The following is a 15580-nucleotide window of genomic DNA, read 5'->3' as shown; positions in this document are numbered from 1 at the left end:
CCTGGCTCAGAACGGCATCAACACGTCTTTGCTGCCTTGCCTGCGCTCCATCACCGGATGGTTGCGACGCGCTGCCGGCAGTCGCAGGGCAAACACCAGAGCCAGCAGCTCCAGCGGCAGGCTGCGGCCGATAAACAGAACAACAAGCCCAAGAGCGATCGCCAACATCTGCTCCAGCAGACCGATCACGTCATCAGGGTTACTGCGGCCAGAAATCCACAGCGTCACCATCAGCGTCAGCAGAGCGAGCGTGGCCCAGAACGGCATGGTCTGATCGGTTCCGTTGCTCTATTTTGCCGCGTCCCGCCCCGTGCTGCTCACCCAAGCTTCAAGCCCCTCACCCAGAAACGACAAACCCAGCACCAGCACGAACATCGCCAGGCCGGGGTACAGAGCCGTCCACCACACGCCAGTGGGCACAGCAGCAAGCGCGAGGTTGAGATCACTGCCCCATTCCGGCACCGTTTCCGGAAGACCTAAGCCGAGAAATCCGAGGCCACCCAGCACCAGCACCGCATCGGCGGCATTGAGCGTGAGCAGCACCGGCACCGAGGTGATCACGTTGCGCAGCAGGTAACGGCGCAGAATCCAGACCGGTCCGGCGCCGAGAGTGCGCGCTGCCTCAACAAACAACTCAGCTTTCACCTGGGCTGTCTGGTTGCGCACCACCCTGAAGTACTGGGGGATATAAACCACGCACAACGCTGCGGCCGCATTGGGAACACCCCGCCCCAGCAGGAAGGCCAGCACCACCGACAGCAACAACACCGGCAAGGTGTACAGCGTGTCCATCAGCAGCACGAGCACGCGATCCACGCTTCCCCCCAGATAGCCACTCACCATGCCCAAGGGCACACCGATCACCAGCGCGAAGGTCACGGCCAGGAGCACCACCTGCAGGGCCACACCGCTGCCTTGCAACGTGCGAACGCAAACGTCACGTCCCAGACGATCGGTGCCGCACCAATGGGCCATCGAGGGAGGCGCGTAGATGGGATTGTCCAGGCCGGCATTGGGATCCGGCAGCAGGTCAGCCGCCAATAACACAGGTGTGAGCAGGGCCACCAGGCCATAAATCGCCACGATCACCAGGCCCCAGCGGGCCATGCGAGCCGAAAGGCTGGGACGGGCAGTGCCCAGAGGCGAGGCGGCAAAACTCACAGAGGAGCGCAGTGCTGATCAAGCGCATTCTTGCCCGACTCCCCGACCGAGAGCAGGATTGGAGCATGAACCGTTCCGGCCACTGGCGCTCTCGCCTGACGGGCACCATGCTCGGCCAGCTGCAACTTGCCACCTATGCCGCGGTGCTGCTCGGCTTCACCGGTGCCACCAGCACAGGGCTGTTGCTGAGCGAACGCAGCCGGCTGCGCGTGAGTGAAGCGGAGCTGCTGGCCGCATCGGCATCACTCGCTGATCGCCTGGAGAACCAAAACGATCAGGGCGATCCAAGCGAACCCTTGATCGTGCAGCAACTGCGAGATCACTCCAGCGTGCGCACCAACCTCTGGCTGGAACAGCCCAATGGGCAGGTGATCACTCCCAGAAGAGCTCATCGCCCCATCCCAGCGGATCTACTCAAAGCCGCCGTCTCGGCAAACCCGCTGCGGAAGCGAGGCCAGTCGCATCTGATCGTGCTGCAAGAGCGCGAGTACCTCACGCTGCTGGACCGACGTCTGCCGTCGGGTGATCTGCTCTGGAGCAGCACGGAGATTTCCGGCCTTGGCTCAGCCCAGGGCGAATTTCTGGCCTGGATGATCTTGATCTGGGGCAGCTCCCTCAGCGCCTCGTTGCTGCTTGTCAGCTTGCTGGTGAAGCGCATCACCAAACCGTTGCAGGAGCTCAGCAACCGCAGCGCCGAGCTCACTGCCGAAGGCTTGCAGACTGCCGCCTTGCCAGTGCCCAAGGGACCACAGGAACTCAGCCAACTCACACGCACCTACAACGCCCTCACCGAACGACTGGCCCAGTCCTGGAGCCAACAACGTCAGTTCGTGAGCGCGGTGAGTCATGAATTACAAGCGCCGCTGACCTTGGTGTCGGGCTCTCTCAAACGCGTGATCCGCAAGGCACCGGAGCTGGAGGCACAACTGGTTCAACGCCTTCATGACGCCGAAGAGGAGACGATCGGCATGCAGCAACTGCTCAACGACCTGCTCGACCTCTCACGCAGTGATTCAGGGCGTTTGCAGGTCAAACAAGAGCCGGTGGATCTGCACCCTCTGCTGGATGAAGTGGTTCGCGCCCAGGGAACAGTGCTGGATCGTGAACTCAGCCTGGAGCTACCAGCAGATGGGATCTCCACCACAGCACTCGGCGATGAAGCCAGGCTGCGCCAGGTGTTGCTCAACCTGATCGAAAACGCTCACAAGTACTCACCCCCAGAACAGCCCATCCAGCTGCGCCTGCGATCGGGCCTCAACACCCTGATGCTTGAGGTGGAAGATCGAGGCATCGGCATTCCCTTGCAGGACCAGGCCTACGTGTTCGATCGCTTCCACCGGGGGGCCAACACCACGGGGCAGAGCGGCAGCGGCGTTGGGCTCTCCGTGGTGAAACTGCTGCTGGAGGCGATGGGTGGCAGCATCAAGGTGAAGAGTGAACCCGGCATGGGCAGCTGCTTTCGTATTCAATTGAGGCGAGCCCCTTGATTCCCTACCTAATCCTGATCTCGCTGCTGGTGCCGGCCAATCTCTGGGCCTCGATCACACCACATCTGCATAGCGATCTGAGCATGCGTCTTCTGCACGGCGTCTCGACGCTGGTGTTGATGCCTCCCTTGTTCAGCATGTGGCATCAACGCCGGCAGATTCAACGGCTACCCGCCCTGCTGCTGACCAGCTTCTCCCTGGTGCTGATCGTGGTCAACACCCACATCGCCGCCGTTGGCATGGGTGTTCGCTATGGCTGGATTGATCACCTGTTTCTGGCGATCGCCTGCCTAGCCATGCTGGCCTTCTATCTACTTAATGATGCGGAGGATGAACTTGCGGAGCAGGAGGCGCACACCTCCTGAGGGACGACGTCTTCATAACGGCCGGCGAACATCTGAACCGCGCCTGATGCCAAAGCCAATCAGGTTTGAACCAGCACGCGATATTCATTCACTCCACAAAAGGGAGAGATCGACAACGTTCTCAAGACGTCAAGCCGCCAATCGACTACGCAGTGTTTGCTGTTCACCGGACCCTGACGGCAACTGCTGTTCGATCTCCAACTGCAGGACGGGCAACTGCGGGTGTGGGCTTGCCGTAAATCCAGACCCCCTAGTAAGGGGGAGCGCATCGAGCAGGACACGATTCTGGAAAGTACCCCGGACATTAGGCACGCCATCCAGGCTGTAGGCCGGACCACAACGCATCAACACCTGGCCGCGCCAAATCGCATCCGGAGCAGAACCCACCGAGTAGACGATCGCGCCCGCACCGCGCGCCTGTGGGTCATCCAGCTGCGTTGCAATGGCCAGAACCGGACGACGACCGCTCATCCGGCAGGACCAACGATTGGAGACGGGTGGATTCACGATCCAGCCATGGGCCAATCCCAGTTCCTCGCGAATCAGCTGCAGACTGCGGCGCTGGCGAGACATTTCACTCAGACGCACGGCCATTGCCCGACCGAGCTGAAGTTCAGCGCCAATCAAGCGCAGGCGTCCCTGCAGGCTGAGGGTGTGAATCGAAGCACTGCTAAGCAACAACACCGCAGACGCAGACAGGGCCAAGGGAAGAGCAAACCCTGTCGCGTGCAGCTGCCGCGTTGCTGAGAGACGCTGTCGAAATCCCGGGAACAACACAGCGGTGTTTCACGACTGCACTGAACATTCCCCCGGATGGGTGATGTGGATTCAGGGTGCTTCGGAAATGATGCAGATACAGAAGAGAGGGGGAAGCAGATATGCGCGGCGCAAGCTTGGAGACCAGCAGCAGCCGCTTGCTGGTTGTTGATGACGATCCTGAACTGCTCTTGCTGCTGAAGGATGAGCTCAGCCAGCAGGGGCTGGACTGCAGCAGTGCCAATTGCGGCAGTGATGCTCTGCTGATGCTGAGGCAGGAGAGCTTTGATCTGGTCGTGCTCGACTGGAACCTGCCGGATTTCGATGGAACCGAGATCTGTCGGCGGTTGCGCAGCAGCGACGACACCACACCGGTGCTGATGCTCACAGCTCACGACGACGTGGACGACCGGGTGCAAGCGCTGGATCTGGGTGTCGACGATTACCTCACTAAACCCTGCGAACTGAAGGAGCTGCACGCCCGCGTGCGGGCCCGATTACGCCGGGGCCAATTTGCGAACTCCGTACGCGTCAAAGACTGCCTCAGTCTTGGAGATCTGCAGATTGACCTGATCGAACGAGAGGTGAAACGGGGAGATCTTGAGTTGTCTCTCTCGCAGCGGGAATTCGATCTGCTCGCCTACCTGGTGAAGCACAAAGGCGAAGTACTGCCCCGGCAGCAAATTCTGGAGGCGGTTTGGGGAGCACCATTCGTGGGTGACCCCAACGCGCTGGATGTCTACATGGGCTATCTGCGCCGCAAGATCGAAAGCCCAGAACGACCTGCTTTGTTGCACACCGTGCGCGGTGTGGGATTCATCGCACGGCTTCTTCCTGCAGACACTGATCCGGCCAAAGCTTGAAACGTAGCTGCAGATCAGAACCGCCCTCCTTGGCATCCGCAATCACCAGATCTCCCTGCATCGCTCGCATCAGCTGATCGGCTAGCGCAAGGCCGATTCCAGATCCCTGGGTACCAACGGCTGTGGAGCCTCGCTTGAAGCGTCGCACCACCAGCTCCCGTTCATCCAAGGGGATACCTGGCCCCTGATCGATCACGTGCAGCACCATCTGGTCGCCGACCTGCTCGGAGGTCATCTGCACGGTGCCCTGGCTGTAGAGCAGAGCGTTCTCCAGCAGCACATCCAGACATTCCTGTAGACGCACACGATCGGCGCACAGCAATGGATGTGGCTGATCTGCAGGTTGAGGAATGAGTAGACGATCTGCTGCCATCGGCAACACCCTTTCATAGGCCAACAGAAGTTGCTGATCGGGATCCAGAGCCATCAGCTGAAGCTGCAGCTGCGCTGAATCACTGCGAGCTAGATCACGCAGCACCCTCAGCAACTGATCCATGCGTTTGGCCTCCAGGCGGATCGAGGCGGCTGAACGCTCAGCCGCTGGCGGAAGGTTCTGTCGCCGAAGCCGTTGTGCATGCCCAAGGATCACCGTGATCGGTGTGCGTAATTCATGGGAGACGGAGCTGGCAAAAACACTCTCACGTTCCCAGGCCTTAGCCAGTCGCTGCTGAAGGCTATTGAAGGCCTGTGCGATCGATCGCAATTCTCTTGGCTGCGATACCGAATCCACGAGATTGGCGCCAAGTTTGCTGGTGTTAAGCGCCTGCAGCTGCTGATCGAGATCTTTTAGAGGCTCCAAAAGCCCGCGGCGCAACACCAGCCGCAGCAGTAGTGAGGTGAACAGGATCGACACCACGGCTGCTGCGATCAGAAGCAACTGGCTAGAGCGTTGCTTGGCAAGCGATTGCGAAACGTTCTGACGAACCTGCAGCAATCGGCGTTCACCTGTCGACAACACCAGTGGTGACCGGCTCACCAGCCATTGCTGCCCTGCTGGACCAGCCTGGAGCTGGGGCTCCTGGGTCAGACCGGGATCCATGAGTGCGACTTGCAGACCCCGGCCTTGCCATGGAACTGAAAAAATCTGCGGTTCTGCTGTCTCAACACGCTGCGTCAAAGCTGCAACCAGCTGCCGGTGACCCTGCTTGCGCTGTAGATCCGCGAAATCAGCATGAATCACCAGCAACACGATGTAGCCGGCAATCACGCTGAACACGGATGTGGTCTGCAACCACACCTGCAGAGAAGGCAGCGACTGGCGTTTCAACGAGTGAGAGAAACCCTAAGAACGTTCTTAGAGAGCTTTAGCGGTTCTCACCGTTGCTGACCATCAAAACAAGAGATGGTGAATGAGTGAGCACCACAGGTGCCGATTCAACATTCACTCAAAACACTATGACTTCTCTAAATTACGTTCTTGCTCGCAAAATTCTCAAGGTTAAGAGCAAAAAGCAGAACGGTTTCACGATCGTCGAACTGATGGTGGTGATCGTTATCGTCGGAATTCTTACAGGAGTTTCACTTCCTGCACTGAATAAGGCTCAAGCCAGAGGACATGCCTCTGCTGCCAAGCAAGAGAGTGTAAATGCAGCTAAGACCTGCTCCATCGCACTAATTGGTGGAACAGCTACTGATGGGAATGTAGGAGCCTCTGCTGGAACAGACAAAGTCACTAACGGTGCGATTACTTGTGCTGATGACGCAGCTTTTGTCTTCTCTGGCGGTGGCGAGACCTGGACGACCACACTTGACGAAGGCATCCCTGGAGACCCTGCGAAATCATAATGAATATTGTCTCAACCGTAGTGGCTTTGGGGCTGATGGGGGTCGCCGGACCCCAATTAGCTCGGATGGCCATTACTCCTCATATTGCCCAGAAACAGTCTCAGCACTTCACTCAAGCTGAGGCTCTAGCTGTAACCATTGCAGCTAAAGCAGAAGCAACAGGGCAAGTTCCTACTATTTCTGCTGGGAGCCCATGTGCCGTTTCGGCTCCTCAGTCCAGTGGCGTTTATCAAGTCAGTTGCACTGAAGGAAGTGGTAGGTACAGCGCAAAAGTAGTCCGTAGTTTTTACGTTCCTCCAGCACAATCACAAAACTCTGGCGGCACCAGTCAACGTTCATTTGCTCACGATAGACCAGAGAAGTTCTCTGGCCATCAATGTCCTACCTATGACACCTGGGGCACCGACGGTTACAACGCTCAGTGGTATCACCAACTGAACGGAGCTTGTAAGCCGGATGCTGCATGGAACAGAAACGCTTATCTAGCTTCTGATCCTGACGCTTGGCTCTATGACATCAACAACATCAACGGCTGGGGCAACCACCCCGGTTACTGACAGACAATCGCCTGGCCTGACAGCCAGGCCTTTCAATAGATTCGCAATTCAATCTAAAAGAGCACTGCTGAAAGGATTAAATCAACCAATATTGGCCTTTGATCTCAGAAGTAATAAAAAAATCTTCGGCCAATCCCCCCAACCCCCCGCTACAGCGATTCTCTCTGGGAAAGCAACATTAATTAGCGGCAAAATATCGAGCTGATCAGGAATCTGGAGGCGAATGGCAAACGACTGGACATCAGCTACAGCGGACAGACCAGAGACAAATCATTCAGCACAAGCACCTCCATCATCCCCCAGGCGATGAACTTGTGCGGCTGAACTGTTAATTCGCTTGATTCAGCTTCAGCACCTCCATGAAGGCTTCCTGCGGTACATCCGCCTTGCCCATCGCCTTCATGCGTTTCTTGCCTTTGGCCTGTTTCTTCAGCAGCTTTTTCTTACGCGAGATATCACCGCCATAGCACTTGGCAAGCACGTCTTTGCGCATGGCACTGATGCTGGTGGAGGCAATGATGCGACTTCCGATCGAAGCCTGCAGTGGAATCTTGAACTGCTGGCGGGGAATCAGCTCCTTGAGCTTTTCCACCATCTCTTCACTGCCAGCAACAGAGCTACTGACCAAGTTTCTGATCGTCGTTCATTTCATGCCCATGTCCGCCGTTCCATCCAGAGCAATCTGAGCTGCTGTCGCTCACCTGGGGGATGCCATTAGCGATCAACTACCCCTAAATAGAGGGTGACTACCCATTAGCTCAACCCATTGGAGCAAACAAAGGTTCCTCAAAGCAGTTTCAGCAGCCAACAGCTTGCGAGCTGGGGGATGCTGCGCCAAGCCCGTCGCGAGGCCACCATCGATGATTACCTCCAAAGCATTCCGCCACCGTCAGCGGAGCAGCGCAAGGCCATGCTGGATCAGTGGTGCCAGCAGCAACGCATCGAGTCCCCGCAAAAGCTGCAGCGATGGCAACAACAACAGGGCTTGAGCTCAGAGCAATGGCAGCAGTTTGTGGCCCGCCGTGGCTGCTGGCTGCTGTGGTGCGAGCAAAACCTCAAAGACAAGCTGAACAACCATTACCTCGAACGTAAAAGCCAGCTGGATCAGGTGAGTTATTCGCTCTTGCGCGTCAAAGACCAACACTTGGCCAATGAATTGCACCTACGCATCAAAGAAAGTGAAGCCAGCTTTGAAGAGATTGCCTCAGAGTATTCAGAGGGTCCTGAGCGCCAGCAAGGAGGCCAGCTCGGCCCTGTGCCATTAAGCCAGCCCCACCCGATGCTCGCCAAGTTGTTGCAGGTGAGCACCCCAGGGCAACTATGGCCGCCCAAACAACTCGGAGACTGGTGGATTGTGGTGCGGCTTGAGGAATTGCATTGCACTGAGCTCACCGATTCGCTCAAGCAACGTCTGCTCTTGGAGCTGGGCGATCAGCACTTAGAGGAGCAACTCTCGGCTGCCGAAACCAAAGGCCAGGCCTAGATTTTCCATATGCTTAGTCAGCAGCCACAGCCCAAGTCCAGCGGGTGGCAGACGTTCCCCGGCGTCAGCCAAGAGATGCTGCAGCCGCTGCGGCTCAACCCCGGCCAAGCTCTGCATGAACGCGACCACCTGCCGCCTGGTGTGCTCTTGATCGAGCGAGGCGACATGCGCCTGTTAGGCCTGGATCAACGCAAAGAAGCATTCACCCTGCAGCGCTTCAGCAACGGCGAGCTAGTCGGTGGTGAGCTGTTGTTAAGGGGTGTCAGTGGATTGAAGCTGACGGCAGCCACCGACGTGGAAGGTTCGCTGCTGCCGGCTGAACGTTTTTTTCAACTCCTCGATCGCCATCCAGAGCAGCTGAGTCAGTTCTGCTCTCTAAGTCCTTGGGAGCTGTGGTCAGCCGCAGCCAGCCGGCAAGATCCCCGCTACCCCACAGCTCAAGAACTACTGCGGTGGGCTCAACAAGCTTGTGAGTTAAGTGATCAGCCTGTCCGCCTACTGACTCCTGGTTCCCATGAACTCGGCTTGAGCGATGGCTCCTGGTTAGTCAGCAGCGACAACATCGAGGGCGAAACCGTGGGCACTGTGCTCCAGAGTCCTTGTCGCCTTGAGGTGCTCGGACGTCTCCCGGCTCGTCTACTCGCTCTACCGAGCCATTGGCCTCCACAACGTCACCTCGATCCTCAAGACAACAAGTTGATCAAGGCTCCTGACCAGAGCATCACGACCACGCCAGCCTTACCAACCCCGCAAGTCCAGCAGGAAGCTCTCGAGGATTGGTATGGACGGCTGCATAACGACGGCAGCTACCCACAACACAACGGCAATGGTCCGATCGACGAACCCTTGGCCTGCTTACGGATGCTGGCCCGCCACTTCGATCTGCCGTTCCGGCGCGATGTACTCAGCCGAATCCTCAATGACCAACTGAAACGCGGTGGCCAGGATGCGTTGCCCCTGCAAGCTGTAGCCGCCATTTGCGATCTCCTCGGTCTACGCACCTCAGGCCTACAACCCAACAGCGCTGATTTACTCACACGCTTGCCCTTCCCAGCATTCACCCTGATCAATGGTCATCCCTTGGTGCTGTGGCAAGCCCGCCAACAGCAGCTGCTAGTTGGCGACCCAGTGTCTGGTCAGCGCTGGATGGAGGCCGTTGAGCTGCTGGAGCAAAACACTGGCGAGCAGCTGCAGGTGTTGTGCCTTGAGCGCAGTGCCAGCACCCCGAAAGCACGTTTTGGTCTGGGCTGGTTCCTACCAGCGATCCAAAAGCACCGCAATGCCTTGCTGCAGGTAGTGATCACCAGCTTTTTTGTGCAACTGCTGGGCTTATTCAACCCACTGCTGATTCAACAGATCATCGATGCGGTGATCAGCCAGGGCAATTTTTCCAGCCTCAACGTGCTCGGTACATTGCTGGTCGCCATGGCCTTAGCCCAGGCGCTTCTGGGGTCATTGCGTACCTACCTGTTTTCCGACACCACCAACCGGATTGACATCTCCCTTGGAGCCTCAATCATTCACCACTTGCTGCGCTTACCGCTCAGCTATTTCGCCAAACGGCCGGTGGGGGAAGTCAGCAGCCGTATTGGCGAACTGGAGAAGATCCGAAGCTTCCTCACAGGTACCGCCCTCACCGTTCTGCTTGATGCGGTGTTTTCGGTGGTCTATATCGCTGTGATGCTGCTTTATTCGGTGCCACTCACCTTTGCCGCTCTTGGCGTCTTGCCGTTGTTTGTGGGTCTCACCATGGGGGTGGCACCCATCATTCGCCGGCAGTTGCGCCAGCAAGCCGAAGCCAATGCCAAGGTGCAGAGCCATCTGGTGGAAACCCTCTCTGGCATGGAGACGGTCAAAGGCCAAGGCATGGAACTTCCTAGTGAATGGCGCTGGGAGCAGCTTTATGGCGGAAAAATTGAAGCGGGTTTCCGCAACACCATCACCAGCACTGCGGCAGGGTCAGCCAACCAATTCCTGGGACAAGTCTCCGGTCTGATCGTGATTTGGTTTGGAGCCATGTTGGTGCTCGAGGGGGAAATGACCCTGGGCCAATTGATCGCCTTCCGCATCCTCTCGGGCTACGTCACCAGCCCCCTACTGCGCCTGGCCAGCCTCTGGCAAAACTTCCAGGAAACAGCCCTGTCGCTTGAACGCCTCTCCGACATCGTCGATCACCGCGAAGAAATCGAAATTGCAGGGGAAAACCTGCCGCCAATTCCTCCTCTGCAAGGCGCTATCTCTTACGAGGGCGTGAATTTCCGCTTTGGCAGCAGCGGGCCCTTGCAGCTGCTCAATGTGAACTTTGAGATTCCTGCTGGCAGTTTCGTTGGAATTGTGGGCAGCAGCGGTTCAGGTAAAAGCACGATGCTGAAAATGCTCACTCGCCTCTTCGATCCGCTGGAAGGCACCATCCGCATCGATGGCTACGACATCGCCAAGGTGGACCTCTATTCCCTGCGCAGCCAAGTGGGAGTGGTTCCACAGGACAGCCTTCTCTTTGATGGCACGGCGCAAGCCAACATCGCTCTGACCAGGCCCGATGCCAGCTTCGAAGAGATCACCGGTGCCGCACAAGTGGCCTGCGCCCATGATTTCATCCAGGCCTTACCCGGTGGTTATTCCAGCTCAGTGGGCGAGCGTGGTTCAGCCCTTTCCGGTGGCCAACGGCAACGCATGGCCATCGCGCGAATGGTGCTGAAGCGGCCCAGGCTGCTAGTGCTCGATGAAGCCACAAGCGCCCTTGATGTCAACACCGAACAACAAGTGACACGCAATCTGGCTGAGGTGTACCGCGGCAGCACGGTGCTGTTTATCACCCACCGCCTCGGCAGCCTGCGCCATGCCGATCGAATCTTGATGATGCACGAAGGCAGCTTGGTGGAGCAAGGCACTCACAGTGAATTAATGAAACTGGGAGGCCGCTACGCCACCTTGTACCGGCAACAGGAGGCGGGGCAGTCATGAACGGCTCCAACAACGAGCAGAACAATGCCGCCAAAGGTGCGTTGGTACCTTTGGCCCACCAAGAAGTGCGCTATCGCGCTGCTCCCACTTGGACCAGGGCCCTGCAATGGGCCATCGTCGGCTGCATCGGTTTTGGCATCGTTTACGCCGTCGTCGCCCGAATTGATGAAGTAGTGATTGCCCGAGGCGAACTCAAGGGCATCGGTGCAGAGCGTCCCATCAAAGCTCCGGTCTCTGGAGTTGTCAGTGGCATCGCGGTCAGCGAGGGCGAACTCGTCACCGCAGGCCAGGTGTTGATTCAGTTCGACCCTGAGGTCAATACCGAGCGGTTGCGGTCCTTAGAGCTCCAAAAAATACTGGAAAGCAGGCGTCTCACAGAAGAAATCCAAGCCTTTGAGGCGCGGGAAGACAGTGTGCAGGCCAAGCTCAAAAGCTTGCAGATGACCCTGAAGGTTGAACAATCCATCGTCGATCGCATGGCTGGCATGGTTAACCAAGGTGCGATTGCAGAGGTGCAGTATCTGCAGCAAAAGAATCGACTCCAGGAGCTGCAGTCAGAGATTGCACAAACCGAAGCCACCCTGCGTGAAGTGCAGGCCGAATCGATCAAAAGCAAGCAGCAGATCCAACGAGAACTGTCTGATCTCGAGCGTCAGCTGGTAGAAACCAACAAATCCCAGGAGTACGAGTCCCTACGTGCTCCGGTGAAGGGCTATGTCTTTGATCTGATCGTCGCCAGTCCGGGCTATGCCGCCAGCAGAGGCGAAACACTTCTGAAGATCGTTCCCGAAGGAATGCTGGAAGCCAGTGTGTTTGTCACCAACGCCGATGTGGGTTTTTTAAGGCCCAAGATGCCTGCCCAAGTGCGCGTCGATGCTTACCCCTTCACTCAATACGGTGATATTCCAGGCGAGCTGAAACGTGTTGGCAAACAATCACTCGAAGCCGATCAACAAAACCCCGAACCCCGCTTCCCAGCGCAAGTGGTGCTGAAACGTCAGTACCTCGAAAAACGCGGCAAACGCTTCCCCGTGGCCGCTGGTCAAAGCGTGTCGGTGAACTTCATTGTGCGAGATAAGCCTGTGATCAGCCTGCTGACCGATTCGGTAGAGAAAGCATTTGACGCCCTGCGCGGCATCAAGAACGATCAACCCTGACCGATCAAGCGACTTCCCCCTGGAGACCTGAAGAACCTGGCTTGGGTCAGCGCCAGCTCCTTTTTGGGCATCGAATGGCCCGGGGCGCAGTGCACAGCCCACCATTCACCCCTGGATGCAATTGGGTTGAAAGAGACCGCAGACGCCAGGCATAAAGCCTGAAACACCATGATCAGCCTTCTGCACTGAGGGCAGTAGAGCAGCCATCGCATCAGACTGCAAAGCCAACCCCAAAGGCATTAGCTCAAGTCTGGTCCCATGTGTCTTATTCTTAGAGGCAAGTTAGTTGAATGCACCCCATGACGAGCTCTACCAGCCCGATGCTGGCCATGCGCTTGATCCAGCGACTGAAGAGGAAACAGGCCAGAACGCCCAACGGCTTCACCTTGGTCGAGCTGCTCGTAGTGGTCGCCATCGTGGGCATCCTTTCAGCTGTTGCTCTCCCCAACTTCTTATCTCAAACTGACAAGGCCAAAGCAACGGAAGCCAAGACCAATATTTCAGCAACGCTCAAACAGGGGCAAGCAAAATTTCTAGAAGACAACGAAGATCCAGAAAGCACGAATACAAATATGAATTCCGCATATGGCACACCAATAGATGACGCAACCAATTTTAATTACACTCAGTCCTTTAACTCAACTAACAATATCTGGACCGTTACTGCAACTGCCCACAGCAAAAGCAATGTCGACACGGGCAAAGCCATTGCAGGATGCGTCAACTTCGACACCGGCAAGGTGGCTATCGGCAAACAGCTTTTCGCAACGAAGAAAGATGCAGAAGCAGATAAAGATGTTAGCTGTTAAATACAACTCAACAAACAAACCTTGAAGCGAGCAGCAATAAATGCTGTTCAATAGACACAAAAAACAAATAAGCCATCCATGCAGTCTTCGCGATGAGCAAGGCTTAGCCATGGTGATTGTGTTGATGGCTTCAGCCATTGCTGCCACAACAACCATTGCAGTAGCGATACGTTCTTACAACAGTTATGTCAATGGAACCAGGCAAAGCCTGGCCGACCGCGCCAAAGAAGCAGCTGAAGCAGGGCTCAATATTCTGATTGAAAGCCTCAACGAAGATCACCCTGAATGGCTAATTGAGCCTTACAACGGTGATGGCAGCTGGTCAATTAGCAGAGCTGCCACTGGCGGCTGCCGCATTAATGCCATCGAGAATCCAACCATTCAAGGAACGAGTAACACCTATAACAACGGCACAGAAGGGAGATACAAACTATCCAAGTACTCATTTGAAGGAAACAACTTCTATGGCGGAGTTGGCAGCTTCGAAATGGAAGGTGAGATCAGATCAAGCAACAACAAGCTGCTGGCTTCCGCCAAGATCTATCAAGACATGAGCATCATCGCCAAAGCATGCAATGCACTTCCTGGCGATACCAACAGTCAAGATTCTATTTGGCCTGGAATCTTTGTTCTGAGCAGAATACAAAATTATCGCGGCGGCAAGGCCGTCATGAAAGGTTCTGAGCCACAAGAAGCAGCAGAGATTATTTGCACAGAAGCTGACTGTGTCTCAGGAAAATGGGATAGCGACTACCCACCAGAGCCAACCATTGGCGATATTGAGCTCCCAAACACACAAGAGCCACCAGAGCAGGTTAAAGGCATCAGCACCAAAAAATTCAGAGATGCCGTCAAAAAAAAATTAAAAGCGTGCAAGAACTTCCGGATCCCGGAAGATCTCGTCGACCTTGGCGGCGCATGGCAGGACAGTAGTGGCACATGGCACGTTTATATCAGCGGCACCGGATCTGCCAGCCTGAATGGCTACTCCAAGTGCAAAAACCCCAATAGCTCGATCAAAATCTCGAATTCCGGGCCTGTCCGCCTTTATCTCGATGGAAGCCTCAAGATTGGATCAAGAACATGGATTGACACCACTGATGTCAACCACGCTGCTGATTTCATGATCTTGGGAACACCAAAAGCCAAGACCAGTCAAAGAATTGATATCAGCGGGGAAGCACCCAACGGAGAAGCGCTCAAAACGTTTGTGTGGCTTCCCAAGGGAGAAGTTAAATTTCAGACTGGAAAAGAAAAACGCTTGGTGGAAGGCGCTATCTGGGCAGACAGCTTTTGGCGATCAGCAAACGCACAACTCGGTGAGTTTGAACTGAGGCTGCCAGAAGACATGCCCCAATTGATCTACCAACGACTGGGCAAAGAATTTGGAATCGGCCAACGCGACTATGTCGCCCAGGGGGTAACCAGCTGGCGCAGCTACGGCAGAACGCCCGACTAAGCAGCTAAAAACAAATAATTTATCCAGAGGAAAAGCAAGCAGGCAGTCCCAATTCGCCCGATATTTTTCGGGCTCCAGGAAAATTAAAGTTTATATTTAGTCAGAAAAAATTGAAATCCAAGGCTGCCACAGGCCAGTAAGTATTTATGCATATCCTGCATTGATCAAATCTTCTAATCACTTGCCAACCTCCTGGAAATTCTCACGCCCATGAGATAAAGTCTCACCCTCGTCTCACTCAGGACTCATGCAGCCCTAGTCGAGCCTTGATCGCCCCAAGCAATCAACTCGGCCAAACACCAACAAACATCTAAAGGCAGGCAATCAACCTACCTATCAATACCTAAAGGCTCATTTTGTCAATCGAGATGGGTCTACTTCTTGTGCCCAGCCATTAGTTCCCTCCATCAATTGTGGGCGGGAGCAAGGGGAGAGAGCCACCAAAAGGATCTCTCATCCATCCCTCATCAATCTTTCAGATATCCCCCATTTGGGGGAGGCGGCTTGAGGGAGTGGTAGTTGAAGCTTCTTCCCAAGGCAAGGACAGCGCCCAAATCCCTGGTTTTTCGAGAAAGCCAGTAGTCCACATTCCCTGAATTCACCAATGTCGACGACTACTTTCAGCTCAAGCTCTTCTGGTGGCTGGTCTTCCTGGTGGAGAGGTGGATCTTCCAATGCCAACGCTGTCAATAATCAACGCCTATCCGTTAATAGCGACAGGCTCAACGTTTTCT

General features: G+C 55.9%; 14 protein-coding genes and 1 pseudogene. 10 read left to right on the top strand and 5 right to left on the bottom strand.

Annotated elements, in window-relative coordinates:
* Positions 1-6 precede the first annotated feature (6 nt).
* Both SynMITS9220_RS03125 and SynMITS9220_RS03120 read right to left on the bottom strand, forming a co-directional pair.
* Positions 7-267, bottom strand: coding sequence for a hypothetical protein (locus SynMITS9220_RS03125; RefSeq protein ID WP_067094117.1), 261 nt, complete (start codon positions 265-267; stop codon positions 7-9).
* A 21-nt stretch (positions 268-288) separates the two neighbouring features.
* Complete coding sequence (locus tag SynMITS9220_RS03120; RefSeq protein WP_255483268.1) at positions 289-1107, bottom strand: ABC transporter permease; 819 nt, start codon at positions 1105-1107, stop codon at positions 289-291.
* A gap of 119 nt (positions 1108-1226) precedes the next feature.
* Here SynMITS9220_RS03120 and SynMITS9220_RS03115 point away from each other — a divergent pair, with 119 nt between their 5' ends.
* Together SynMITS9220_RS03115 and SynMITS9220_RS03110 are read left to right on the top strand one after the other, a co-directional pair.
* Positions 1227-2648: a sensor histidine kinase KdpD gene (locus SynMITS9220_RS03115; protein WP_186990648.1), complete on the top strand. Its 1422-nt coding sequence runs from the start codon at positions 1227-1229 to the stop codon at positions 2646-2648.
* Positions 2645-3013, top strand: a complete 369-nt coding sequence (locus tag SynMITS9220_RS03110) for a hypothetical protein (protein ID WP_186990646.1) — start codon at positions 2645-2647, stop codon at positions 3011-3013. The genes SynMITS9220_RS03115 and SynMITS9220_RS03110 overlap by 4 nt, the downstream gene beginning before the upstream one ends.
* Positions 3014-3142: 129 nt before the next feature.
* Here the strand turns inward: SynMITS9220_RS03110 and SynMITS9220_RS03105 are convergent, their stop codons facing one another.
* Positions 3143-3718, bottom strand: coding sequence for a prepilin-type cleavage/methylation domain-containing protein (locus SynMITS9220_RS03105; RefSeq protein WP_255483200.1), 576 nt, complete (start codon positions 3716-3718; stop codon positions 3143-3145).
* A gap of 173 nt (positions 3719-3891) precedes the next feature.
* On the opposite strand from SynMITS9220_RS03105, the gene SynMITS9220_RS03100 reads away from it, so the two are divergent.
* Positions 3892-4632 carry a response regulator transcription factor gene (locus SynMITS9220_RS03100; protein ID WP_186990644.1) on the top strand — a complete coding sequence of 247 codons (741 nt, stop codon included), beginning with the start codon at positions 3892-3894 and terminating at the stop codon, positions 4630-4632.
* Here SynMITS9220_RS03100 and SynMITS9220_RS03095 read toward each other — a convergent pair.
* A complete protein-coding gene (locus tag SynMITS9220_RS03095; protein WP_255483199.1) occupies positions 4586-5899 on the bottom strand; it encodes a sensor histidine kinase KdpD in 1314 nt (437 codons plus the stop codon). The two genes, SynMITS9220_RS03100 and SynMITS9220_RS03095, sit on opposite strands and share 47 nt — an antisense overlap.
* Before the next feature lie 86 nt (positions 5900-5985).
* Between SynMITS9220_RS03095 and SynMITS9220_RS03090 the strand changes: the two genes are divergently transcribed.
* Both SynMITS9220_RS03090 and SynMITS9220_RS03085 read left to right on the top strand, forming a co-directional pair.
* Complete coding sequence (locus SynMITS9220_RS03090) at positions 5986-6417, top strand: type II secretion system protein (RefSeq protein ID WP_186990642.1); 432 nt, start codon at positions 5986-5988, stop codon at positions 6415-6417.
* A 65-nt stretch (positions 6418-6482) separates the two neighbouring features.
* A complete protein-coding gene (locus SynMITS9220_RS03085; RefSeq protein WP_186990640.1) occupies positions 6483-6974 on the top strand; it encodes a hypothetical protein in 492 nt (163 codons plus the stop codon).
* A gap of 328 nt (positions 6975-7302) precedes the next feature.
* On the opposite strand, the pseudogene SynMITS9220_RS03080 reads toward SynMITS9220_RS03085, so the two are convergent.
* Positions 7303-7569: pseudogene (locus tag SynMITS9220_RS03080) on the bottom strand (elongation factor 4); the annotation flags it as partial.
* A gap of 231 nt (positions 7570-7800) precedes the next feature.
* Between SynMITS9220_RS03080 and SynMITS9220_RS03075 the strand changes: the two are divergent.
* The 5 genes from SynMITS9220_RS03075 (at position 7801) to SynMITS9220_RS03055 (ending at position 14846) form a co-directional block, all read left to right on the top strand.
* Positions 7801-8457: a peptidylprolyl isomerase gene (locus SynMITS9220_RS03075; protein ID WP_186990638.1), complete on the top strand. Its 657-nt coding sequence runs from the start codon at positions 7801-7803 to the stop codon at positions 8455-8457.
* A 75-nt stretch (positions 8458-8532) separates the two neighbouring features.
* The gene (locus SynMITS9220_RS03070) at positions 8533-11421 is read left to right on the top strand and encodes an ABC transporter transmembrane domain-containing protein (RefSeq protein ID WP_255483198.1); all 2889 of its coding nucleotides are present in this window, start codon (positions 8533-8535) and stop codon (positions 11419-11421) included.
* Positions 11418-12578, top strand: a complete 1161-nt coding sequence (locus SynMITS9220_RS03065; protein WP_186990634.1) for an HlyD family efflux transporter periplasmic adaptor subunit — start codon at positions 11418-11420, stop codon at positions 12576-12578. The genes SynMITS9220_RS03070 and SynMITS9220_RS03065 overlap by 4 nt, the downstream gene beginning before the upstream one ends.
* Positions 12579-12877: 299 nt before the next feature.
* A complete protein-coding gene (locus SynMITS9220_RS13460) occupies positions 12878-13387 on the top strand; it encodes a type IV pilin protein (RefSeq protein ID WP_304623070.1) in 510 nt (169 codons plus the stop codon).
* 124 nt (positions 13388-13511) lie between these two features.
* On the top strand, positions 13512-14846 hold the full coding sequence (locus tag SynMITS9220_RS03055; protein WP_186990632.1) for a hypothetical protein: 1335 nt from the start codon (positions 13512-13514) through the stop codon (positions 14844-14846).
* The last annotated feature ends 734 nt before the right edge of the window (positions 14847-15580 follow it).

The organism is Synechococcus sp. MIT S9220, from assembly GCF_014304815.1.
In the GTDB taxonomy this organism is placed as follows: domain Bacteria; phylum Cyanobacteriota; class Cyanobacteriia; order PCC-6307; family Cyanobiaceae; genus Synechococcus_C.
This window is presented reverse-complemented; position numbering and strand designations above follow the sequence as displayed.